The sequence below is a fragment of the Kitasatospora sp. NPDC097643 genome (assembly GCF_040302625.1).
GTDB lineage: Bacteria > Actinomycetota > Actinomycetes > Streptomycetales > Streptomycetaceae > Kitasatospora.
Genome location: NZ_JBEOSA010000076.1, coordinates 1 through 22,627, shown reverse-complemented (window position 1 = coordinate 22,627; position 22,627 = coordinate 1). Strand labels below are relative to the sequence as shown.

The following is a 22,627-nucleotide window of genomic DNA, read 5'->3' as shown; positions in this document are numbered from 1 at the left end:
TGAGCAGTGCCTCCGGCTGGGCGGTGCTCAGGTGAACTGCCGGCGGATCCGCCGGCGCCAGATCTGGTAGGCCGGTTCGACGTCGTCGGTCGGCAGGTCGACCAGGGCGGCGGCGGCGATCTCCGCCGCCTCACGGCTGCCGGTCCCGCACACCACCCGGCAGGCGATCTCGTCGTACGCGGCGGCGTTGCCCACCTGGTGCCGGGCCCTGGCCGCGACGACCACCCCTTCGGCGAGCCGGTCCCGGTAGCCCTCGGCCCGGTCCCGCACCGCCTCGACGGTCGGCTCGTCGACCCCGCCGGTGTACCCGCAGGCCAGGCCGACGCCGGCCCACAGGTCGCCGCGGCGCGACTCGGGGAACGCCTCGATGGTCGCGACGACCCGCTTGACGTCCGCGCCGGTGGCGAACCAGATGCTGCGCCCCAGGCCGTGGTCGAAGGCGCTCAGCCCGTACCCGCTGAGGTGCCGGGGCACGGCGCGCTCCTGGACGTGCCGGCGGTGGGCGAAGAAGCCCTCGTGGAAGCCGTAGCCGTCGAGGACCACCCAGCCGAACACGTCGTCCTTCAGCCGCCGCCGGAACGGCTCGGGGTCGCGGCGCAGCCGCGCCAGCCCCATGCCGGCGCCGAGGTAGACGGCGAAGACGTACGGGCCGGCCGGCCCGTCCACGAAGCGGCGGGTGCGCCGCTGCCACGGCAGCAGGTGGTCCAGGGCGGCGAGGCCGACGCCCGCCCCCTCGTAGGCGAAGCCGCGCAGCTCCTCGGGGTAGGCGTCCAGGGCCTTGACCAGCGCGGTCTCGCGCCGGGTGAGCAGCGTCCGCTCGCAGCACTCCGTCACGGTGAACACCACCCGGCTCAGCCGCTCCGCGGTGGGGCCGCCGCCGGTCGCCCCGGGCGGCAGGTCCGTCGGGGCGACCTCGAACAGCGGCCGCAGCGCGGCGCCCAGCACGGTCATGAGGGCTCCTCCGTCGTGGCCGGGCCGACGGCGAGGCCGGCCTCCAGGCGGCGTTGCAGGGTGTCGTAGGCGGGCGCGGCCGGGGTGTCGGGCAGGCCCTCGAAGGCCTGGTCGACGAGTTTCGCCGCGGCCTGGGCGGGGATCCCGCAGAGCACCTCGCAGGCCAGTTCGGTGTCGGGGATCAGGTTGCCGGCGCGCAGCCGGCCCTTGGCGACGAACGCGGTGCCGACCGCCGCCCGGGGCGCGTGCCGGCCGGCGGCGGTGCGCAGCGCCTCGATGACGGGCCGGTCGACGCCGCCGACGTAGCCGCAGGCGACGCCGGTGCCCAGCCACAGGTCGGCGTGCCGGTGGGCCGGGAAGGCCGCGACGGTCCGGGCGATCCGGTCGATGTCGGCGCCCGAGGTGAACCAGATGCTCCGGCCGAGCCCCTGGTCGAAGACCCGCCGGGCGAACGGCGACAGGTGCGCGGGCACCTGTTGCCGCTGCACGTAGCGCTCCGGTTTGAAGAAGCCCTCGTGGAAGCCGTAGCCGTCCATCACCAGCCAGCGCAGCGCGGGATCGGCCAGCCGCCGCAGGAACGGCTCGGGCTTGCGGCGCAGCCGGGCGAGGGCCTCGCCCGCGCCGATGTGGACCATGTAGACGTGCGGGCTGCCGGGGCCCGCCAGGTAGGTCCGCAGCCGGGAGCTGCCGGGCAGGAAGCAGTCCAGGCCGGTGAGGCCCATGGCGGCGCCCTCGTAGGCGTATCCGCGCAGTTCCAGCGGGGTCCGGTCGAGCCGGGGGACGAGGTCGTCGAGGCGGCTGCCGTCGAGGACGGCGTGGTAGCCGCCGACCGCGGTGCGGACGACGGTTTCGAGGTGCCGCCAGGTCGGGGTGTCGCCCCGGCTGAAGGCGGTCGCCTCCGCGTCCGAGACGCCCATCACGGCGCGCCGCAGGCTACTGAGCAGCTGGGTCATGGTCGGTCGCTCCCGTCGGGTGGTCGATGGGGTCCGTGGGGCCGATGAGGTCCGTGGGGTCCGTGGGGTCGGTGCGGTCCTGCTCCAGTTCGTCGAGCAGGCGGGCGAGTTCCTCGGGCGGGACGTCGGCGAGCAGCGCCGCGAGTTCGTCGTCCGGCTCCGGCTCGGCCGCGTCCTGGTCCACCGGCTCCGGACCGGACGGCTCCGGGCCGGACAGCTCCAGCAGCGGCAGGATCCGGGCGGTCAGGTCGCGGACGGTGACGCCCTGGAGCAGGTCCAGGACGGAGACCTCCGCGCGCAGCGTCGCCGCGATGCGGTGCTTGACCTCGACCGCCATCAGCGAGTCGATGCCCAGGGTGGTGAGGTTCTCCTCGTCGCCGAACTCGGCCGGGTCCAGCTTGAGGACGAGCGCGGCGACGGCGTGCAGGTGCGCCGCGAGCGCCCCCGGGCGGTCGGCCTCGGGCGTGCGCCGCAGGGCGGCCAGGACGGCGTCGGCGCCGGCCTCCTCGTCCTCCCCGCCGTGGTCGGCCTCGGCCAGGCCGAGCTCGCCGAACATCGGCGGGAGCTGTCCGCCCGCGGAGCCGGCCCGGGCGGTCGCCCAGTCGGCGGTGATCGCCACCACATGGGCCGGGCGCTGGCCGAGCAGGCGGCCGAGGATGCGGGTGCCGGCCTCGGGGGTGATCAGTTCGATGCCGCGCCGCCGGTACATCTGCTCCAGGTGGAGCTGCTCGACCATGCCGACCGACCAGGGGCCCCAGCCGATGCTCAGGGCGGGCAGACCCTGTGCTCGCCGGTGCTGGGCGAGCGCGTCGAGGAAGGCGTTCCCGGCGGCGTAGTTGGCCTGCCCGGCCGAGGCGATGACGGAGCCGACCGAGCCGAACAGGACGAAGAACTCCAGCGGGGCGTCGGCGAACAGCCGGTGCAGCAGCCAGCCGCCGGCCAGCTTGGGGCGGGTGACGCGCTGGAAGGCGTCCCGGCCCATCCGCAGCATCAGCTCGTCCTCGACGACGCCCGCGGCGTGCACCACGCCGCCGACCGGCGGCCGGTGCCGTCGCCGGTGCTCGGCGTACCAGGCGTGCAGCTGCGCCCGGTCGGCGGAGTCGACGGCGGCGCAGTCGACCCGCACCCCGTGGCGCTCCCACCGGAGCAGCTCGTCGACCAGCTCGCGCCGGGGGTGGTCGGCGGGCAGGTCGTGCCAGGTGTCGCGGGCGGGCAGCGGGCTGCGCCCCATCAGGACGAGGTGGCGGGCGCCCCGTTCGACCAGGTACCGGGCGACGATCCGCCCGAGCGCCCCCAGGCCGCCGGTGACCAGGTAGGTCCGGTCGTCGCGCAGGGCCACCGGGAAGGCCGGGGTGAGGCCGCTGGCGGGCGCCAGGCGGGCGACGTACCGCTGCCCGTCGCGGAAGGCGACCTGGTCCTCGTCCCGGTGCGCGGTGATCTCGTCGAGCAGTCGGCGGGCCTGCTCCGGGTCGGGCCCGGTGTCCAGGTCGACGAGGCCGCCCCAGAGGCCGGGGAACTCCTGGTGGCCGATCACCCGGCCGATGCCCCAGAGCGGGGACTGGGTCAGGTTGAGCGGCCGGGGCTCCGGACCGACCGCCTGCGCGCCGCGGGTGACCAGCCAGACCCGGGGCAGCCGTCGGGTGACGGTGGCGGAGAGCGCCTGCATCAGGTGCAGGGCGGAGAGCGCGCCCAGGTCCTGGCCGTCCTCCAGCACCGTGGCCGAGTCCTCCTCGGCGCGGGGCGCGTCGAGGCTCCAGAGGTGGAGGACAGTGTCGATGCCGGTCCGGTCCGCGAGCTCGGTCAGCACCTGCTGGTAGTGCTCGGGGCGGGCGGGGTCGAGCCGGTAGCCGTCGGTCGGGTTCCCGACCGGCTCGGGCACCGCGGCGGCGGTGAGCGTGACGGCGCGCTGCCCGGCGGCGGCGAGCTGCCGGGCCGTCTCGGCGCCGACCCCGCCGGGGCCGGTGAGCAGCACCCAGGTGCCGGCCTGCCCCTCCTCGGCGGAGGCGTCCTCCTCCGAGGCCGGCGCGGCCCGCCACTCGACCTCGTAGAGGCCCTGGTCGATCCGGTCGGGGCTCAGCCCGGCCGCGGTGTCGAGGGAACGGGCCCGGAAGCCCCGGATGTCGACGAGCACCCGCCCTTCGGCGTCGCACAGCGCGAGGTCGCTGCGGATGACCCGGGCGTCGGCCTCGACGACCTCGGCCACCACGTACATCTCCTCGGCGAGTCGGCCGCAGACCGTCACGCCGTCGACGCCCACCGGCAGGTACGGGCCGGCCGGTCGCTCCCCGTCCGTCCCCCCGGGGGTGGCGCCCACCAGCAGGACCTGGAAGGCCGCGTCGATCAGGGCGGGGTGGAACCGGTAGTCGCCGAGCTCGGCGCGCACCGGCTCGGGGGCGGTGATTCGCCCGACGGTCCGCCGGGGGCCGGTGGCGATCTCCTCGACCGTGCGGAAGGCCGGTCCGTACTGGAAGCCCATCCGCTCGACCAGCTGGTAGAACTCCGCCCGGGCCACCTGCCGCTGACTGCCCGCCCGGGCCGCGGCCAGGTCCCGTCGGGTCCGGGCCGGGGGCCGCCGGGTGAGCCGGGCGGTCGCGTGCAGGGTCCAGGTGCGCTCGCCGCCCGGGGTGGCGGTGAAGCCGGCCACCTCCACCCGGCCCGACTCCTGGTGCAGGGTGGTGCGCAGCCGGGGGTCGGCGGTGCCGGGGAGGACCACGGCCTTGAGCAGTTCCAGGTCCGCGACGGTGTACTCGCCCTCGCCGTACACCTCGTGGGCCGCCGCCAGGGCCAGTTCGATGAACGCGGCGCCGGGCAGCACGGTGTTCCCCTGGACGCGGTGGTCGGCCAGGAAGGGCAGCAGCCGGGTGCCGAGCTCGCGCTCCCAGGTGGGGTGGACGGCGTTCATCCGCTGCCCGAGCAGCGGGTGGACCTGGGTGTAGTGGCGGTCCTCGCGGGCCTCGGCGGACTCGTTCCAGTACCGCTTGAGCTGCCACGGGTAGGGCGGCAACTCCACCGGGCGCTCGTCGCCGTCGTACAGCGCCCGCCAGGCGACCGGGTGGCCGTGGCCGTAGAGGGCGCCGAGCGAGCCGAGCAGCACCGCGTCGTCGGGTTCGTCGCGGCGCAGCGAGGGCAGTACGAGCCCGTCCAGCTGCTGTTCGGCGAGCAGTTCCCGCATCGGGCCGGCCAGCACGGGGTGCGGGCCGAGCTCGACGACGTGGGTGTAGCCGTCGGCGAGCAGGTGGCGGAAGGCGGCTGCGAACAGCACGGTCGCGCGGACGTTCTGCCACCAGTAGTGGGCGTCGGCGCCCCGGCCGTCGATCCGGGTGCCGGTGACGGTCGAGTACAGCGGGATGGTGGCGGGGGCCGGGCGCAGGTCGGCGAGCCCCTTGGTGAGGTCCTCGCGCAGCGGGTCCATGTAGTGGCTGTGGTAGGGGACCTTGACGGTCAGGAAGCGGTGGAAGACGCCGAAGGTCTCCAGCTGGGCCGCCATGCTCTCCAGGATCGCGGCGTCCCCGGCCAGGGTGACGGCGGTCGGGCTGTTGACGGCGGCGACCGAGACCAGCGGGCCGGCGTCGGCCACCGCCTGGTTGAGGGTCTCCGGGGTCATGCCCACCGCGAGCATCCGGCCGGTTCCGGTGGCGCGCTGCTGGAGGCTGCTGCGGTAGTAGCAGACCTTGATGGCGTCCTCGAAGTCGAGCACGCCGGCGAGGTACTGGGCGGCGACCTCGCCGGTGCTGTGCCCGAGGACGGCGTCGGGTGTGACGCCCCAGGAGCGCCACAGCTCGGCCAGGCCCAGTTGGACGGCGAGGTTGGCCGGCTGGGCGACCTCGGTCTCGGCCATCCGGGACTCCGGCTCGGGGGCGAGGAGTTCGGCGAGCAGAGACCAGCCGGTGTACCGGTGCAGCTCCCGGTCGCAGCGTTCGACGACGGCGCGGAACACCGGTTCGGTGTCCAGCAGTTCGCGGGCCATCGCCCACCACTGGGGGCCCATCCCGGAGCAGACGAAGGCCACCTTGGGCCGCTCCCCCGCCGGGGCGCGGCCGGTGCTGACGCCCTTGGCCTGCTGTCCGGCGGCGAAGGCGGCGAGCTGCTCGGCGGCCTCCTCGCCGGTGGCCGCGACGACCGCGAGCCGGTGGTCGTGGTGGCTGCGGCGCAGCGCCCTGGTCCGGCCGAGGCCGCGCAGGTCGTACCCGCCCTCGGCCAGCGAGCCGGCCAGTTCGGCCAGCGCCTCGGGGCTGCGGGCCGACAGCGGGACGACGTGCCGTCTTCGGTCCGGGCCGCGCGCGGGGAGCGGCTGCTCGGCCGGGGGTTCCTGGAGCACCACATGGGCGTTGGTGCCGCCGAAGCCGAAGGAGTTGACCCCGGCGAGGCGGGCGCCGGCCGTCTTCGGCCAGTCGCCCAGCTCGGTCTGGACGTGCAGCCGCAGCTCGTCGAAGGCGATCGCCGGGTTGGGCGTGTGGTGGTGCAGCTGCCCGGGGATCCGGCCGTGCTTCAGCGCGAGCGTCGCCTTGATCAGGCCCGCGACGCCGGCCGCCGCCTCCAGGTGGCCGATGTTGGTCTTGACCGATCCGATCACCAGGCGCTCGCCGTCCGGGCGGCCCGCGGCGAACACCCGGCCGATGGCGCCCGCCTCGACCGGGTCCCCCACCGGGGTGCCGGTGCCGTGCGCCTCGACGTACTGGACCTCGTGCGGCGCGACGCCGGCCTGTCGGCAGGCCGCGCGCATCGCCGCCTCCTGCGCCTGCGCGTTGGGGACGGTGATGCCGTTGCTGCGGCCGTCCTGGGTGACGGCGGTGCCGCGGATCAGCGCGTGGATCGGGTCGTGGTCGGCGAGTGCCCGGGCGAGCGGCTTGAGCACGACCACGCCGACGCCCTCGCCGCGGGCGTAGCCGTCGGCGGCGGCGTCGAAGGCCTTGCAACGGCCGTCGGGGGCGAGGAAGCCGCCCTTGGACTCGGCGATGGTCATGTTGGGCGCGATCATCACGTTCACGCCGCCGGCCAGCGCCAGCGAGCACTCGCCGTTCCACAGGCTGCGCGCGGCCAGGTGGACCGCGACCAGCGAGCCCGAACAGGCGGTGTCCACGGCGAGGCTGGGCCCCCGCAGGTCGAAGGCGTAGGACAGCCGGTTGGCCAGCATCGTCATCATCATGCCGGTGGCGGAGTGGGACTGGAGCTCGTAGCGGCTCTGCACCCCGTAGTTCTGGAGCAGTTGGTAGTCCAGGGTGAAGCCGCCGACGAAGACGCCGGTGTCGCTGCCGGCGAGCCGGTCGGCGACCTGGCCGCCGTCCTCCAGGGCCTCCCAGGCGGCGTGCAGCAGCAGGCGCTGCTGGGGGTCCAGCCAGATCGCCTCGCGCGGGGAGATCCCGAAGAACGGCGCGTCGAACTGGTCGATCCGGTCGAGGAAGCCGCCCCGCACGGTGCCGGTCTTGCCGAGCTTGCCGGCGTCCGGGTCGTAGAACTTGGCGGCCTCCCAGCGGTCCTCGGGCAGCTCACGGGTGGCGTCCACGCCGGCGCACAGCAGGTCCCAGAACGCGGCGGGGGTGGTGGCGCCGCCGGGGAAGCGGCAGCCCATGCCGATGATGGCGAGGGGTTCCGGCGGGGTGTGGTCCGACGGCCGGTCAGTCATGGCGCCCGTCCCCTTCCTGGGTGCGCAGGGCCGGCCTGAGCTCCCGGGAGAGCTCGGCCAGCAGGAGGTCCGGTGAGCTGTGCAGGAAGAAGTGCGAGCCGGGGAGCATGACCAGCCGGAACGGGCCGGCGGCCTGGCTGCGCCACCGCTCCAGGTCGCTGCGGCTGACCCGGACGTCCTGGTGGCCCCCGAACAGGGTCATCGGGACGGCCAGCGGCGGCTCCTCGCGGTACCGGTAGGTGTCGCAGACCTCCAGGTCGGCCCGGAGCGTGGGCAGCAGGGCCCCCATCAGCTCCTCGCTGTCCAGCACCTGCGCCGGGGTGCCCTCCTTGCGGAGCACGGTCTTGAGCACCTCGTCCGGCAGGTGGTGGATCCTGATGTGCGGGCTGGGCAGCTGGGGTGCCCGGAACGCGCTGAGCAGCAGCCGGGCGGGCAGCGGCGCCCCGGTGCGGCGCAGCCGCCGGGTGAGCTCGAACGCGAGGAGCGCGCCCATGCTGTGCCCGAAGAAGGCGTACGGCATCTCCGGCTCCGCCCGGACGGCCTGCTCCAGGGCGTCCACCAGGTCGTCCAGCCGCCGCAGCGCCGGCTCGCCCACCCGGCTCTCCCGGCCGGGCAGTTGGACCGCCCGGACGTCGACCCCGGCGGGCAGGGCCTCGGCCCAGCCGCGGAAGGTCGAGGCGCCGCCGCCGGCGTAGGGGAAGCAGTACAGCCGCAGCGCGGACGCCTCGGCGGCGGAGTACCGGACGAACCAGCGGTCCGGGTCGGGAGCCATGTCGCCGTCCCGGGCCGGCCGGTCGCGCAGCAGTTGGACGAGGCGGGCCCGCTGGTCCTCGGGCAGCCGGGCGATGCGATCGCGCGGCACCGTGCTCCCGCTCATGCGCCCACCTCGCTGTGTTCGCTGTCGTCGTGTCCGCTGTCGTCGTGTTGGCTGTCGCCGGCCGGCCGCTGCCGGATCCACCGGTCGCTGAGTGGCATGGCCTGCCGCTCGCTCAGGTGGACGTCGACGAGGGTCATCAGGGCCGGGTCGGCGCGCCAGCGCCGGGCCTGCTCCCGCTTGACCGGGTTCTCCGGCTCGGCCTCGAACTCGGCCAGCACGGTCGCCACCAGCTGGCCCGACAGGTGCTCGATGAACCGGACGTTGGCGGTGAACTGCTCGCCGAGGTCCTCGTCCTTGAGGCCCGCCGTCATGCCGATGTGCAGCCGGCTCATGAAGTCGAAGTCGTAGAAGCGGACGAACGGCGCCGGGTCGCGCGGCTCCTCGTCGGCGGCGTCCCACTCCCGGTAGAAGCGCTGGACGTCCCGGCTGAGGGCGCTGAAGCGGGCCAGGCCGGTCACCATGTCGGGCCGGTCGATCAGGTGGCGCAGCGCGTCGTGGAAGTAGAGCAGCCCGGGGACGGCCCAGTAGACGGCGGTGTCCCAGATGACCTTGGCGAGCATGATCCGGGCGTTGCCCATCAGCGCGTACTGGTTCTCGTAGATGCTCAGCCAGCCGTCGGCGATCAGCAGGAACACCTGGTTGTGGATCGCGGCGAGCTCCGCGACGTCCTCGCCGTCGAGCGCGTGCGCGATCAGGTCGGTGATCAGGCCGTTGCCGATGGAGATCAGGTCCAGCCCCGGGGAGTACAGCGGGTCCAGGAAGACCCCGGCCTCCCCGGCCAGGCACCAGCGGTCGGCGGAGAAGACCTGCTCGCAGCCGTAGGCGTAGTCCTTCATGACCCGGAAGTCCTGGAGTTCGTCCCGGTGGCGCCGCACCACGCCGGCGCACTGCGGCTCGTGCTCCTCCAGCCACTCCAGGGCCCGGTCGAAGCGGTTGAGCCGCTCGAACGGGTGGAGGTCCGGGTCGGTGACGATGCCCACGCTGGTGGAGCCGGAGGCGAGCCGGATCAGCCAGACCCAGTAGCCACGGCCCATCAGGTGGTTGGTGGACAGCTCGCGCCGGCCCTCCTCGATCCGGGCGTGCCACTGCGGGTCGTCCGACCAGGTGTCCACGTCGATCGGGCAACCGACCCGGAACCAGACGGCGTTGGCCCGGTGGCCGACCTTCCGGGCGAGGCCGAGCCGGCGCTTGAGCAGGGAGGTGCGGCCGGTGGCGTCGACCACCCACCGCGCCCGGATCAGCCCGGTGGCGCCGTCCTCGGTGCGGGTCCGGAGCAGGTGGTGCTCCTCGCCGGGCCGCAGGTCCACCTCCTCCACCTTCGTCCCGGACCGGAACTCCCCGCCGCGCGTGGTCAGTTCGCGCCCCAGGGCGTTCTCCAGCCGCCCCCGGTCGAGCTGGTAGGTGCCGACCGCGCCCGGCGGGCGGACGGAGTGGCCGAGTTCGACGCGGCGGGTGATGTCCGCGTTGCCGTCCCGGGAGAAGAACACCCGCAGGCCGTACTTGTTCAGCTGCTCGGAGCGCAGGTGGTGGCCCAGCCCGAGGACCTCGCGCAGGTAGTAGCCGGCGATCTCCACGGTGGACTCGCCGACCTTGTGCGCGGCCTCCGGCACCGGGTGGCCCTCGCGCTCCAGCACGACGATCCGGGTGCCGGGGCGCTGTGCGTGCAGGTGCAGGGCCAGGGTCAGGCCGGCCGGTCCGCCGCCGATCACGGCGACGTCGACGACCTCCTCCGGCACCGCGGCCGGGGCGTCCGGGTCGTTGGTCACTCTGCTGTCGCTCACGGTTCCACCACCGCGTTCCGGGCGCCGAGGGTGATCCAGGCGCGGTCGATCGGATCGGTCTTGTCCCGCTCCCCGTACCGCTCGACGGCCTCCCGCAGCTGCCCGTCGGCGCGCCAGCGCGCGATCTGGGCGGCGGCCGCCTCGTCGGCGCCGCGCTGCTCCAGGCCCTCGATGACGGTGGCGACGAGCTGGCCCGCGAGCTGTTCCAGCAGGTCCACGTTCAGCCCGAACCGCTCCTCCAGCTTGTCGTCGTCCAGGCCGGCCGCCATGCCGTTGTGCAGGTCGACGATGAACTCCAGCAGGCTGTACGGGTCGGCGAAGACGTCGCAGGCGGGCGCGTTCTCGACGAGGTGCCACTCGCGGAAGAACTGCTGGACGCGGGTGTGCAGCAGCCAGGTGCGCTGGAGGTTGGCGAAGGCCGCCGGGCTCTCGCCGAGCCGGCGGAACTTGTCGTGGAAGAACAGCAGGCCGGGCACCGCCCAGTAGATGATGGTGTCCCAGACCACCTTGGCGACCATCACCTGCGGATTGCCCATCACCGGGTACTGGCCCTCGTAGGCGGCCAGCCAGATCTCGCTGAGCACCAGGTAGACCTGGTTGTGCGCGACGGTCCGCTCGACGATGTCCTCGCCCCGGCGGTCCCGCAGGACGAGGTCGGTGATCAGGCCGTTGCTGATCGCCATCAGGTCGCCGCCGGAGGAGTAGAGCGGGTCGATCGACACCCCCGCCTCCCCGGTCAGGCACCACCGGTCCTCGGAGTACACCTGGGTGCAGCCGTACGCGTAGTCCTTCATCACCCGGAAGTCCTGGATCCGGTCCTGGTGCCGGCGCACCTCCGCCGCGCACTGCGGCTCATGCCCGTCGAGCCACTCCAGGGCCCGTTCCAGGGTGTTGAATCCCTCGAAGGAGTGGCTCGAGTCCTCGGCGACGATGCCGATGCTGGTCGATCCGGAGGCGAGCGGGATCAGCCAGACCCAGTACCCGGGCCCCATCAGGTGGTTGGTCGACAGCCGGCGCAGCCCGCTGTCGACCCGACCCCGCCACGCCTCGTCCGCGGACCACCGCTGTACGTCGACCTCGTGCCCGATCCGGAACCAGGCGGCGTTCGCCCGGTGCCCGAGCCCGCGGGCCAGGCCGAGCTTGCGCTTGAGCAGCCCGGCGCGGCCGGTCGCGTCGACCACCCAGCGGGCCCGCAGGGTGTGCTCGTCCGCGCCGTCGAGCAGGTGCACCAGGTGGTCGCCGCCGCCGGTGGCGAGCTCCACCTCCCGGACCTTGCAGCGCTGGCGGAAGTCCACCCCCAGCTCGGTGACGAAGCCGCCGAGCGCGTTCTCCAGCCGGCCCCGGTCGAGCTGGTAGGAGGCCAGCGGCGCCTCGGCGACCTGGCCGTACTCGACCCGCCGGGCGATGTCGGCGTTGTCCGCGTGGGTGAAGAACATCCGCAGGCCGAACTTGTGCAGCTGCTCCTGCTCGAGGTGGTCCGCCAGCCCGAGGACGTCGCGCAGGTAGTGGGCCTGGACCTCGACGCTGGACTCGCCGACCTTGTGGGCGGCCTCGGGCACGGGGTGCTGCTGCCGTTCCAGGACGGCGACGCGCAGCCCGGGGTCGGCCCGCTTCAGCTGGAGGGCGAGGGTCAGTCCGGCGATGCCGCCCCCGAGGATCGCCACGTCGACGCGCTCGGCACCGTACTCACGCATAGCTGACCTCACCGGGGTGCTGTTCCATGCCGTCCGCTCCGTTCGGTTCGTTCGGTTCCTTCGGGTCGCTCGGTTCACTCGGTTCGTCACCGGTGGCGGTGCTCGGGCGCAGGGCGATCCAGCCCGCGCTGGTGGGGTGGTCGCGGCTCTCCCGCCGGTGGACGGCGATCAGCTCGGCGATCAGCGGATCCCGCTGCCAGCGCTGCACCTGGGCGATCACCCGGTCGTCGCCGTACCGGTCGCCGTGGGCGTCGATGACGGTGGTGACCAGCTGCCCGGCCAGTTGGGCGAAGAGCCGGGTGTTGGCGGAGAAGCGCTCGGCGAACCGGCCGTCCGGCAGGTCGTCGGCCATGCCCGCGTGCAGCCTGACCATGAAGTCCAGCGGGGAGTAGAGGTCGACGAACCGGGCCTCCAGCGGGGTGTCGTCGATGGCCGCCCACTCGCGGAAGAAGGCCTGGACCCGGTTGCTGATCGCGGTCAGCCGCTCCAGGTCGGCCGCCACCGAGGGGTCGTCGGCCACCGTGCGGAACCGGTCCTGGAAGAAGAGCAGCCCGAAGACCCCCCAGTAGAACGCGGTGTCCCAGATGACCTTGGAGCTCATCACCCGGGCGTTGCCCATCAGCGCGTACTGGTTCTCGTAGACGGCGAGCCACATCTCGGTGACCCGCCGGAACAGCCCGTCGTGCACGGACGCCCGGACGGTGACGTCCTCACCGTCGAGCGACCGGCCCACCAGGTCGGCCACCAGCCCGTTGCCGATGGCGATCAGGTCCAGGCCCGGCGAGTAGAGCGGGTCGAGGAAGATCCCGGACTCGCCGGTCAGGCACCAGCGCGCCCGGCCGTCGTAGACCTGTTCGCAGCTGTAGGAGTAGTCCTTCATCACCCGGAAGTCCTGGAGCCGCTCGCGGTGTTCCTCGACCGCCCGGGCGCACTGCGGCTCGTGCTCCCGCAGCCACTCCAGCGCCCGCTCGAAGGTGTTGAAGCCCTCGAAGGGGTGCGTCCCGTCCTCCGCGACGATGCCGATGCTGATCGCCCCGGAGGCGAGCCGGATCAGCCAGACCCAGTAGCCGGGCCCCATCAGGTGGTTGGTGGACAGTTCGCGCTGGCCCTCCCGGAGCCGGGCCTGCCACGCCGGGTCCTCGCTCCAGCTGCCGAGGTCGATCGGGTGGCCGATCCGGAACCAGGCGGCGTTCGCCCGGTGCCCCACCTCCTTGCGCAGGCCGAACCGGCGCTGGAGCAGCTGGCCGCGCCCGGTGGCGTCGACCACCCAGCGGGCCCGCACGACGCGCTCGCCGTCCTCGGCCGCCAGCCGGACCTGGTGCGGCGCGGAGTCCGCGGCGAGCTCGACCCCGAGCACCTTGCTCCCCGGCAGGAAGTCGACGCCGGCCCGCAGGCAGGCCGCGCCGAGTTCGTTCTCCAGCCGCCCCCGGTCGAGCTGGTAGGTCGCCAGCGGCGGGAACTCCGAACTGCCCAGTTCCACCCGCTCGGTGATGTCGGTGTTGCCGTGGCCGCTGAAGAACATCCGCAGACCGAACTTGCGGATCTGCTCCTTCTCCAGGTGTTCGTTCAGCTCCAGGACGTCGCGCAGGTAGTGGGCGGCGATCTCCACGGTCGACTCGCCGACCTTGTGGGTGGCCTCCGGCACGGGGTGCTGCTGCCGCTCGGCGACCAGGACCCGGACGCCCGGGCGGGCCCGGCGGAGCTGGAGGGCCAGGGTGAGACCGGCGGCCCCGCCGCCGAGGACCACCACGTCGTAGCGGCCGGGCTCGGTGGCGCCGGTGGCCCGGGTGCGGAGCCTGCGGGTGAGCTGGGCCCGTTGCTCGGCGGACAGGTCGGACAGCCGATGCCGTACGGGTTCGGTCATGTGTCCCCCTTCATCCCGGCCGACTCTCGGCGGAGGGGATTACGGACGACTTACGCCAGGTGCAAGCCGACGTAGGCCGGATCATCAAGTTCCCATGTTTCAATGGGAGTTGATCTGGGGACGCTGGCCGGGCACTCGACCGCTCACACGTCACGGGGGGAGGGCACGTGGTTCGGACACGGGGCGATCTGCCGCCCGCCGCCGCACCCACGACGCACCAGGCCCAGCTGTTCGGCCTGTTCCGGGTCGTCCGGGACGGCTCCCCGCTGGGCGATCCGGCGTGGGGGCGGGCCAGCGCGCGCACCCTGCTCAAGTGGTTCCTGCTCAACCCCGGGCAGCGGTTCCGCCCGACCGAGCTGTCCGAGGTGCTGTGGCCGGGCTGCACCCGCAGCCCCGCCAACCGGCTGCACGTCACCCAGCACGCCCTGCGCCACGCCCTCGAACCGGAGTTGCCCAGCCGCCGACCGTCCACCTTCATCCGCTCCGACGCGGACGGCCGCTCCTGGTTCGACCCGGGCGACCGCTGGTGGACCGACGTCGACGAGGTCGCCCGGCTCGCCAAGGCCGCCAGGGCCGCCCAGGACGGCGGCGACACCGCGGCCGCCATCACCTGCTACGAGCGGATGCTGGCGCACTACAGCCGCGGGTTCCTGCCCGAGGACCTGTACGAGGACGCCTTCACGCCCTTCCGCACCGCCCACGACCTCGCGCACTCGGAGACGCTGCGCCGGCTGCTCCGGCTGTACCGCGGGACCGGCCAGCGCTACGAGGCGCTGAACTGCGCGATGGGCATCCTGGACCGCGACCCCTACTCGGAGGAGGCGGTCGTCTCCGTGGTGGAGGTCCAGGTGGAGCAGGGCTGCGTGACGGCGGCGATCTCCGAGCTGGAGCGCTTTGTCCGCACCGTCGAGCGGGATCTCGGCACCCCGCCGAGCCGGGAACTGCTCACCCTCCAGGAGCGGGTACGGCACGCCCGGTGAGCGCCCGGCGGGCGAGGACCTCCCGGCTGACCTCGGCCAGCCGGTCCCCGTCCCCGGCCGCCCCGGCCCGCGCGCCGACCTCCCGCATGACGGCCCGGAACAGCGCCCCCGACCGGATCAGCCGCGGGCGGACGTGCCCGAACACCTCCAGGGCGACGATGCCGTACAGCTGCGCCCAGGCCGCCAACGCGCCGTCCGGCTCCGCGCCTTCGGGCCCGGGCGGCGGCCACTGCCGCACCAGCCGGGTGAGCACCCCGCCGAGCGGGCCCGCGAACGGCTCCGCCCCGGAGCCGCCGCCCCGCGCCGCCCCGAACACCAGCCGGAACTCCGCCCGGTTGTCCAGCGCCCAGCCGCGGAAGGCGGTGGCCGCCGCAACCAGCCGGGCCGCGGGGTCGTCCTCACCGTAGGGCTCCCCGGCCGCCGTCAGCTCCCCCACCACCTCCACGAAGACGTCCTCGGACAGCAGTTCACCCAGGGCGGCCGCACCGTCGATGTAGCGGTACAGCGCCGGTGCGGTACAGCCCAGCTCGGTCGCGACGGCCCGCAGGGTCACCGCGCGGCCCTGGCGCAGCAGCGCACGGCCCGCCCCGACGATGGACTCGACGGTGGCCGGCCGGCCGCGCGCCCGGCCGGCCGGGGCGGCTCTCCCGCGGCGGTCGCGGGCCGGATCGACGGGGTTCATGGACACCTCCGGACGGGACTTCCGACGAGGTACGGCCGACCCTACCGACAACCCGTGCACGTGCACCTGCACGCGCAGTGATGCTTGACAACTTCCGTGAACGGCCTTCACGATTACTACCCAATCCAGACCCTGGCACGCTCGCCATTTGCGGGGGGTGAAGCGGCGTGAACGGTATTCAGCCAGCCGCGGGACTGCTCACAGGACCCGAACGGACCCAGCGGACCCAGCGGACCCAGCTGCACGAGCAGGAGCACGAAGCCCCGTACCGGGCCTACCTGTTCGGCCCCTTCCGGGTGTTCAAGGGGGACAACGTCCTCGGCCAGCGGCGGCAACGCCGGGAGAAGGCCCTGCTGTTGCTCAAGTGGTTCCTGCTGAACCCGGGCAAGCCTCGTTCGATGGACCAGCTCATCGACCTCGGCTGGCCGGACACCGCGCCCGACAAGGCGGCCGGCAGCTTCCACGTCTCCATGCACTGCCTGCGGCGGATCCTCGAACCGGACCTGCTGCCCGGCGAGGAGTCCTCCTTCGTGCTCCGCAGCGGCACCAACTTCTACCGCTTCGAGGCGGGCGAGAGCTGGTGGACCGACGCGGGCGAGGTGGAACGCCTCTTCGAGCAGGCCCGGGCCGACGACAGCCGCGGCGACGCACGCCGCGCCTGCTTCTACTACGGCCGCGTCACCGCCTACACCGTCCGGCGGTTCCTGGAGGACGAGGAGTCCCGGGACCACTGGCTGGCGCCGTACTGCCGGCGCTACGAGCGGATCTGCGTCCAGGCCCTGGTCCGCCTGATCCAGATCCACCGGGCCCGCGGCGAACTGGACGAGTCCCTGGAGTACGCCTACCAGACGCTGCGACTGGACCCGTACAACGAACTCGCCGCCACCACCGTCATCGAGACGCACCTCCTGCTCGGCCACCAGAGCCACGCCCGGCACCGGCTGGGCGTCTTCCTCGACGGCCTGCGGCGCGACCTCGGCGCCGCCCCCAGCAGCGACCTGCTGGCGCTCCGGGACCGGATCCTGCACGGCGCCGACCACTGAGCCCAGCGCCGGGCTCAGTGCTGGGCCCAGTGCGGCGCACGGGCCGGAAGGTGCCGCCGGGAAAGGTGAAGGGTGTTCACGACGATTGGCGCGCGTTACCGTTGACGGCAACAGCTGCGGCACGCCTGCCCATTCCGCGCGCCTTGACGGTCGATTGGGGGTGAACGGATGAGCCAGGTCGAGTCCGGACGCGTCGAGCCACCGCGTCCGGCGCTGAAGCGCCGCGAGCGCCTGCGGCAGTCCACGGTCGAGGAGATCGTCGCGGTCGGCCGCTCGCTGCTGCGCGAGGGCCGGGACGTGACGCTGCGGGCGGTGGCCGCCGAGATGGGCTTCACCGCGCCCGCGCTGTACCGGTACGTCGGCAGCGTGGCCGCGCTCAACGAACTGCTCTCCAGCGACATCTTCGCCGAGATCGTCCGCGAGATGGCCGCCGCCGCCGAGCCGTACGGGGAGGACGACCCCGCGGCGCAGATGGTGGCGGCGGCCACCGCGTTCCGCTGCTGGGCGCTGACCCACGTGGACGAGTTCCGGCTGGTGTTCCACACCAACTCGCTCTCCGGGGAGCACGTCGCGCGCGCCGAGGCCGGGCGGCCGCGCCACCCGCTGGCGCCGACCGGCCCGGACGCGGCCGGCGGGGTGCAGCTGTTCGCCGACTTCTTCGGCCGGATCTTCATCAGGCTCTCGCAGCGGCACCCGTTCCCGGTGCCCGCCCGCGAGGAGCTCGACGAGGACTTCGTGGCGGTCCACTCCCCCGGCGGCGAGGGCAAGCCCGACCTGGCCGCGCTGCTGGGCGAGGACGGCCTGGGGCTGATCTGGCTGTTCGAGCTGTCCTGGGCGCAGCTGTACGGCATCGTGACCCTGGAGGTCTTCGGGCACGTGCGGTCCCAACTGGTCCGGTCGGGCTCGCTGTTCACCGCCGTGATGCGGGAGATCGGGCGCCGGGCCGGGATGGGGGCCGACTGGGAGCGGCTGACGGCGGTCAGCCAGGAGGTCCTCGCCCGACGGGCGTAGCGCTCAAGGGCCTCATCCGGCACCCGACACCCACGGCTTCCACGACTTTCACGACCGGTAAGCACCCGGTAAGTCGGCGGACCTAGCTTCTCCGGGCAGCCCCCTGTGGGCCCCCACCGCCGACCGAGGAGCCGATCCATGTCCATGACCGTCGGAGAACTGTTCGAGGCCCTCGCCACCAGGTTCAAGCACGAGAACGCGGCCGGCCTGAACCGCACCCTCCAGTGGAAGATCACCGACGAGGAGCCGGGCGTCTGGGCCTTCGAGATCAAGGACGGCCAGGGGCGGCTCATCCCCGGCGGGGTGGCCGACCCGGACACCACCTTCATCACCACCAGTGAGACCTGGATGGCGATCGCCGAGGGCCGGCAGGACGCGATGCGCGCCTTCATGACCGGAAAGCTCAAGGTCAAGGGCGACATGATGCTCGCCATGAAGGTCCCGAACCTGTTCGAAACCGGCGTCTGAGCTCCGCACCTCCGCGTCTCTGTACCTGCACGCCTCCACACCTCCGTACCTCCACACCTCCGTACCTCCACACCTCCGTACCTCCACACCTCCGCATCGAGGCTTCCGAGGAGACACCACATGGAGCAACTGGCCGAGCACGACACCGATCCCGAGCGGGTCCGCCTGGAGGCGGTCGCCGCCCTCACCGATCCGGCGACCATCCGCTACCTCGACGAGCAGATCGGGGTCCGCCGCGGCTGGACCTGCGCCGAGGTCGGGGCCGGTACCGGGACGATCGCCCGCTGGCTGTCCGACCGGGTGGGCAACTTCGGCACGGTCCACGCCATCGACATCGAGACCGCCTACCTGGACGGCCTCAGCGCACCGAACCTCGAGGTCCGGCAGCAGGACATCACCACCACGCCGCTGGAGCCCGGGGCGTACGACCTGGTCCACTGCAAGATCCTGCTGATGCACCTGCCGGACCGCGAGCGGATCCTCGGCGAGTTCGCCAAGGCCCTCAAGCCCGGCGGCCACCTGCTGGTCGAGGAGGCCGACATCCGCAGCATCCAGCGGGTCGACCCGCCGTCGCCGCTGCTCACCCGGGCCGCCGCCGCCCTGGAGACCTTCTTCTACTTCGGCGGCGCCGACCCCGGGTACGGCATGAAGCTGCTGCCGGCGGTCCGCCGCACCGGGCTGACCGTCCTCGGCACCGACTGCCAGCTGACCGCCGTCCAGGCGGGCACCCCCGAGATGCAGACCATCACGCTGAGCCTGGCCAAGCTCGCACCGGTGATCACCAAGGTCGGCCTGATGGGTCAGAAGGAGGTCGAGGCCGCCTTCGACCAGCTCCAGCAGCCCTCGGACACCGTGCTCTACACCCCGATCACGGTCTCGGTGTGGGCCCGTCGCTCCGCGGACTGACCTCCCCTTCCGACCTCCCCTTCGACCCCCGCACGGAAAGGACAGCGCTCATGCTGTACGCAGTCATCGCCCATGACGGCACCGACCCGGGCACGTTCGAGCGGCGGATGCAGGTCCGCCCGGCCCACATGGCCAACGGCGACCGGATGCTGGCCGACGGGTCCTTCCTCTTCGGCGGAGGGATCCTGGACGGCTCCGGCAAGATGGCCGGCGGTGTGCTGATCGTCGACTTCGAGACCCGCGAGGAGATCGACGAGTGGCTCCGCAGCGAGCCCTACATCGTCAACAAGGTCTGGGACCGGGTGGAGGTGCACCGCCTCCTCGTCCCCCCGCAGTTCACCGGCCTGTTCCCGAAGTTCCAGGAACAGCCGACCGCCGGCTGAGCTCGTACCGGCCGGGTCACGCACGCACCTTCTCAGGGAGCTCACGCACCGTGGAAAAAACCTCACGCAGCATCCGGGCGTTGACCTTGTTGGTCACCAGCCTGGGAACGTTCATGGTCCTGCTCGACGGGTCCATCATCTTCGTCGCACTGGGCGAGATCCAGCACGACCTCGGCGCGGAGATCTCCCAACTGCAGTGGACCGTCGACGCTTACACGCTGCCGTTCGCCGCGCTGCTGCTGACGGCCGGCACCCTGGGAGACCGGCTCGGCCGCAAACGGGTGTTCCTCACCGGACTGGTCCTGTTCGTCCTCGGCTCCGCGCTGTGCGGGGTCGCGGACGGCTTCGACGTCCTCGTCCTCGGCCGGGTCGTCCAGGGGGTCGGCGCCGCCGCCATCGCGACCGGCAGCCTGTCGCTGCTGGTGTCGACCTTCGACGACCCGCCGGGCCGCGCCAAGGCGATCGGCATCTGGACCGCCGTCTCCGGGGTCGCCGTCGCCCTGGGCCCGCTGATCGGCGGCGTGCTGATCGAGTCCTTCAGCTGGCACGCGATCTTCCTGGTCAACCTGCCGGTCGGGGCGCTGGCCCTGCTGCTCGGCTTCCCCCGGCTGATCGAGTCGCGCAACCCGCGCGCCTCGCACCTCGACCTGCCCGGCCAACTCCTGGTCACCGGCGGGATGTTCTGCCTGATCATGGGGCTGATCCAGGGTGAGCACGAGGACTGGGGCTCGCCGCTGATCATCGGTCTGCTGATCGGCTCGGTGCTGCTGCTCGGCGCGTTCGTGGTCGTGGAGCTGCGCGGCCGGGAGCCGATGCTGCCGCTCGACCTGTTCCGCAACCGGACGTTCGCGGTCTCCAGCGTGATCGCCTCGCTGCTGGGCTTCGTCATCGTCGGCGCGATGTTCTTCATGGCCCAGTACTTCCAGACCGTGCAGCAGCACTCGGCGTTGCAGACCGGTCTTCGCCTGCTGCCGCTGACCCTGGGCATCTTCTTCTTCTCGCCGCCGGCCAGCATCATCGCGGGCAAGCTCGGGCCCCGCATCCCGATCATCGTCGGCGGGGTCCTGGTGACCGGCGGCTTCCTGCTGCTGACCACGGTCGAGGCGGGCTCCGGCTTCGGCTCGGTGTCCTGGAAGCTCGCCCTGGTCGGCGCCGGCATCGGCTGCATGTTCGCGCCGCTGACGCTGGCCGTGATGGCCTCCACTCCCCCGCAGCGGGCCGGGCTGGGCTCCTCGATGATCAACACCACCCGGATCGCCGGGTTCACCGCGAGTGCCGCCGTCCTCGGCACGCTCGTGGTGGTCGGGTTCAAGGACCGGCTCGTCTCCGCCCTCGCCGACCTGGGCGTGCCCGCCGCGACCGCGCACGGCATCGCGGACCGGATCGGCGAGGCCGGCGCCAACGCCGGCCAGAGCGCCGGGAAGCTGCGCGACCTGCCCGTCGACGCCGCCTCCTTCACCTCGGCGGTGGACCGGTCCTTCGTGGGCGCGGTCCACACGGTGTTCCTCGTCTGCGCCGGCTGCACGCTCCTGATCGCCGTCCTCGCCGCGGCGCTGATGGTCCGCGGGCCGCTGCCGGACGCCGCTCCGCCGGCCGGCGCCGCGGCTCCCGATGCCGCGGTCCCCGACGCCGCCGGGACGGCGTCCAGCGCCTCCGCCCCGGCCGGGACCGCGTCCCACGACGCCGCCTCCCCGGCCGGGACCACCCAGCACCCGCTCAGCCCCGTACGGCTGCCCTCGGCGCTCGTCGAGACGCACTGGCTCGCCGAACACCTGGGGCGCCCGGGGCTCGTCGTCGTCGACTGCACGGTCGACTTCCGGCCGCTGCCCGAGGGCGGGGCCGACCTCGGCAGCGGCCGGGCCGGCTATCAGGAGGGCCACCTCCCGGGCGCCGTCTTCGCCGACCTGCTGACCGGGCTCGCCGACCCCGGCTCGCCCAAGCCGTTCGCGATCCCGCCGGCCCAGGTGCTGGCCGCCGCCGTCGAGGAGCTCGGCATCGGCAACGACTCCACGGTGGTCCTCTACGACCGGGCGCACACCGCGTTCGCCACCCGACTGTGGTGGCTGCTGCAATCGCTCGGCCACGACAACGTGGCGGTGCTCAACGGCGGTTGGCGGAAGTGGACGCAGGAGGGCCGGCCGGTGAGCACCGAGGTCCCGGACCCGAAGCGGGGCGCCTTCGTCCCCCAGCCCCGCCCCGAACTGTTCGTCACCCGGGAGCAGGTCCGGGCCGCCGTCGACGCCCCGGACGTCTGCCTGATCAACGCCCTCTCCCCCGACCAGCACGCCGGACGCATCCCGGTCGCCCACGGTCGCGCCGGCCACATCCCCTCCAGCGTCAACGTCCCCGCGGTGTCCCTGCTCGACCCGGCGACCGGCTGCTTCCTCCCCGAGCAGCAACTCGCCTCCCTGTTCGAGGCCGTGGGCGCCACCGGATCCGGCCAGGTCATCACCTACTGCGCCGCCGGGGTCAACGCCACCGCCGACGCCTTCGCCCTCAAAATGCTGCGGGTCCGCGACGTCGCTCTCTACGATGACGGCCTCGTGGAATGGAGCGGCGACCCCTCGCTGCCCCTCGCCACGACGATCTAGGAGGGTCGTCGACGATGGCGTACGACAAGGAACTCGCGGACCGCATCCGGGATGCGCTCTCGGGTGAGCCCCAGGTGCGCGAGGTGAAGATGTTCGGCAGCCTCGCCTTCATGGTCAACGAGCGGATGGTGGCCACCGCCAAGCCCGACGGGCGGATCATGCTCCGCTGCGACCCCGCCCGGGTCGACGAGCTGCTCGGGCGGGAGGGGGCCGAGTGGGCGGAGATGCGCGGAAAGCCGATGAGCAAGGGCTGGATCGTCGTCGACGCCTACGGCATCGAGTCGGACGAGGAGTTCGGCTCCTGGCTGGCCGAGGCCCTGGACTACAACGGCAAGGCGGGTGACGATGACGACTGACGAACGCACCGACGGGAAGCGGGAGTTCACCGGCTTCCCGGCCGAACTCTTCACCTTCCTGGAGGGTTTGGAGCAGGACAACTCCAAGGCCTACTGGGAGGCCCACCGGGCGGTCTGGGAGGCCTCCGTCAAGGACCCGGTCGAACGGCTGATGGCCGACCTGGCACCGGAGTTCGGCCCGCTGCGCACCTTCCGGCCGAACCGCGACGTCCGGTTCTCCCAGGACAAGACCCCGTACAAGACCTGGGTCGGCGTCGCCACCAGCGAGCGGGCCGTGGGCGGCATCGGCGCCTTCCTGCGCGTCGACGCCGACTGCCTCCGGCTGGCCGGCGGGGCGATGGCGCTGGCCCCGGACCAGATCAAGCGGTTCCGGGCCGCCGTCTACCTGCTGCTCGCCGCCGCCGTCGTCACGGTGGCCTTCCCGGTGTACTACGCGGTCGCCGGCGCCTTCATGACCCCGTCCG

The 22,627-nt window shown here is 73.1% G+C and carries 17 protein-coding genes; 9 read left to right on the top strand and 8 right to left on the bottom strand.

From position 1 onward, the window contains the following. Positions 1 to 27: 27 nt before the first annotated feature. The 7 genes from ABTY15_RS33965 to ABTY15_RS33935 are packed head-to-tail and all read right to left on the bottom strand — an operon-like array spanning position 28 to position 13,743. Positions 28 to 951: a DUF1702 family protein gene (locus tag ABTY15_RS33965; RefSeq protein WP_350604389.1), complete on the bottom strand. Its 924-nt coding sequence runs from the start codon at positions 949 to 951 to the stop codon at positions 28 to 30. Continuing rightward, positions 948 to 1,904 (bottom strand): DUF1702 family protein, encoded by a 957-nt coding sequence (locus ABTY15_RS33960; RefSeq protein ID WP_350604386.1) that lies wholly within the window; start codon positions 1,902 to 1,904, stop codon positions 948 to 950. Before ABTY15_RS33960 ends, ABTY15_RS33965 begins: the two co-directional genes overlap by 4 nt. Then, positions 1,885 to 7,527, bottom strand: a complete 5,643-nt coding sequence (locus ABTY15_RS33955; RefSeq protein ID WP_350604384.1) for a type I polyketide synthase — start codon at positions 7,525 to 7,527, stop codon at positions 1,885 to 1,887. The genes ABTY15_RS33960 and ABTY15_RS33955 overlap by 20 nt, the downstream gene beginning before the upstream one ends. Further along, the gene (locus tag ABTY15_RS33950; RefSeq protein WP_350604380.1) at positions 7,520 to 8,404 is read right to left on the bottom strand and encodes a thioesterase II family protein; all 885 of its coding nucleotides are present in this window, start codon (positions 8,402 to 8,404) and stop codon (positions 7,520 to 7,522) included. The genes ABTY15_RS33955 and ABTY15_RS33950 overlap by 8 nt, the downstream gene beginning before the upstream one ends. After that, on the bottom strand, positions 8,401 to 10,185 hold the full coding sequence (locus tag ABTY15_RS33945; protein WP_350604377.1) for an NAD(P)/FAD-dependent oxidoreductase: 1,785 nt from the start codon (positions 10,183 to 10,185) through the stop codon (positions 8,401 to 8,403). The genes ABTY15_RS33950 and ABTY15_RS33945 overlap by 4 nt, the downstream gene beginning before the upstream one ends. Beyond that, positions 10,182 to 11,879: an NAD(P)/FAD-dependent oxidoreductase gene (locus ABTY15_RS33940; RefSeq protein WP_350604374.1), complete on the bottom strand. Its 1,698-nt coding sequence runs from the start codon at positions 11,877 to 11,879 to the stop codon at positions 10,182 to 10,184. The genes ABTY15_RS33945 and ABTY15_RS33940 overlap by 4 nt, the downstream gene beginning before the upstream one ends. Continuing rightward, positions 11,872 to 13,743 carry an NAD(P)/FAD-dependent oxidoreductase gene (locus ABTY15_RS33935; protein WP_350604371.1) on the bottom strand — a complete coding sequence of 624 codons (1,872 nt, stop codon included), beginning with the start codon at positions 13,741 to 13,743 and terminating at the stop codon, positions 11,872 to 11,874. The genes ABTY15_RS33940 and ABTY15_RS33935 overlap by 8 nt, the downstream gene beginning before the upstream one ends. A 167-nt stretch (positions 13,744 to 13,910) precedes the next feature. Here ABTY15_RS33935 and ABTY15_RS33930 point away from each other — a divergent pair, with 167 nt between their 5' ends. Continuing rightward, the gene (locus ABTY15_RS33930; RefSeq protein ID WP_350604367.1) at positions 13,911 to 14,723 is read left to right on the top strand and encodes an AfsR/SARP family transcriptional regulator; all 813 of its coding nucleotides are present in this window, start codon (positions 13,911 to 13,913) and stop codon (positions 14,721 to 14,723) included. Here ABTY15_RS33930 and ABTY15_RS33925 read toward each other — a convergent pair. Continuing rightward, positions 14,689 to 15,405 (bottom strand): TetR/AcrR family transcriptional regulator, encoded by a 717-nt coding sequence (locus tag ABTY15_RS33925; RefSeq protein WP_350604363.1) that lies wholly within the window; start codon positions 15,403 to 15,405, stop codon positions 14,689 to 14,691. The genes ABTY15_RS33930 and ABTY15_RS33925 overlap by 35 nt on opposite strands. Positions 15,406 to 15,572: 167 nt before the next feature. Here ABTY15_RS33925 and ABTY15_RS33920 point away from each other — a divergent pair, with 167 nt between their 5' ends. The 8 genes from ABTY15_RS33920 to ABTY15_RS33885 form a co-directional block, all read left to right on the top strand. After that, positions 15,573 to 16,448, top strand: a complete 876-nt coding sequence (locus ABTY15_RS33920; protein ID WP_350604359.1) for an AfsR/SARP family transcriptional regulator — start codon at positions 15,573 to 15,575, stop codon at positions 16,446 to 16,448. Positions 16,449 to 16,616: 168 nt separating this feature from the next. Beyond that, on the top strand, positions 16,617 to 17,459 hold the full coding sequence (locus tag ABTY15_RS33915) for a TetR/AcrR family transcriptional regulator (RefSeq protein WP_350604354.1): 843 nt from the start codon (positions 16,617 to 16,619) through the stop codon (positions 17,457 to 17,459). 138 nt (positions 17,460 to 17,597) lie between these two features. After that, entirely contained in the window at positions 17,598 to 17,927 is a 330-nt protein-coding gene (locus ABTY15_RS33910) for an SCP2 sterol-binding domain-containing protein (protein WP_350604350.1), read from the top strand. Between the two features lie 120 nt (positions 17,928 to 18,047). After that, positions 18,048 to 18,833: a class I SAM-dependent methyltransferase gene (locus tag ABTY15_RS33905; protein WP_350604348.1), complete on the top strand. Its 786-nt coding sequence runs from the start codon at positions 18,048 to 18,050 to the stop codon at positions 18,831 to 18,833. A 50-nt stretch (positions 18,834 to 18,883) separates the two neighbouring features. Further along, positions 18,884 to 19,216: a YciI family protein gene (locus tag ABTY15_RS33900; protein ID WP_350604343.1), complete on the top strand. Its 333-nt coding sequence runs from the start codon at positions 18,884 to 18,886 to the stop codon at positions 19,214 to 19,216. Positions 19,217 to 19,296: 80 nt separating this feature from the next. Further along, a complete protein-coding gene (locus ABTY15_RS33895) occupies positions 19,297 to 21,807 on the top strand; it encodes a DHA2 family efflux MFS transporter permease subunit (RefSeq protein WP_350604339.1) in 2,511 nt (836 codons plus the stop codon). A gap of 14 nt (positions 21,808 to 21,821) precedes the next feature. After that, positions 21,822 to 22,163, top strand: a complete 342-nt coding sequence (locus tag ABTY15_RS33890; RefSeq protein ID WP_350604337.1) for a TfoX/Sxy family protein — start codon at positions 21,822 to 21,824, stop codon at positions 22,161 to 22,163. Beyond that, a partial coding sequence (locus ABTY15_RS33885; protein ID WP_350604333.1) for a DUF2461 family protein occupies positions 22,153 to 22,627 on the top strand: 475 nt, incomplete at its 3' end. The genes ABTY15_RS33890 and ABTY15_RS33885, both read left to right, overlap by 11 nt.

Coding starts and splice junctions, on each gene's coding strand:
- ABTY15_RS33965 (WP_350604389.1), bottom strand. CDS start 951: ATGACCGTGCTGGGCGCCGCGCTGCGGCCGCTGTTCGAGGTCGCCCCG.
- ABTY15_RS33960 (WP_350604386.1), bottom strand. CDS start 1,904: ATGACCCAGCTGCTCAGTAGCCTGCGGCGCGCCGTGATGGGCGTCTCG.
- ABTY15_RS33955 (WP_350604384.1), bottom strand. CDS start 7,527: ATGACTGACCGGCCGTCGGACCACACCCCGCCGGAACCCCTCGCCATC.
- ABTY15_RS33950 (WP_350604380.1), bottom strand. CDS start 8,404: ATGAGCGGGAGCACGGTGCCGCGCGATCGCATCGCCCGGCTGCCCGAG.
- ABTY15_RS33940 (WP_350604374.1), bottom strand. CDS start 11,879: ATGCGTGAGTACGGTGCCGAGCGCGTCGACGTGGCGATCCTCGGGGGC.
- ABTY15_RS33935 (WP_350604371.1), bottom strand. CDS start 13,743: ATGACCGAACCCGTACGGCATCGGCTGTCCGACCTGTCCGCCGAGCAA.
- ABTY15_RS33925 (WP_350604363.1), bottom strand. CDS start 15,405: ATGAACCCCGTCGATCCGGCCCGCGACCGCCGCGGGAGAGCCGCCCCG.
- ABTY15_RS33915 (WP_350604354.1), top strand. CDS start 16,617: ATGAGCCAGGTCGAGTCCGGACGCGTCGAGCCACCGCGTCCGGCGCTG.
- ABTY15_RS33910 (WP_350604350.1), top strand. CDS start 17,598: ATGTCCATGACCGTCGGAGAACTGTTCGAGGCCCTCGCCACCAGGTTC.
- ABTY15_RS33905 (WP_350604348.1), top strand. CDS start 18,048: ATGGAGCAACTGGCCGAGCACGACACCGATCCCGAGCGGGTCCGCCTG.
- ABTY15_RS33900 (WP_350604343.1), top strand. CDS start 18,884: ATGCTGTACGCAGTCATCGCCCATGACGGCACCGACCCGGGCACGTTC.
- ABTY15_RS33890 (WP_350604337.1), top strand. CDS start 21,822: ATGGCGTACGACAAGGAACTCGCGGACCGCATCCGGGATGCGCTCTCG.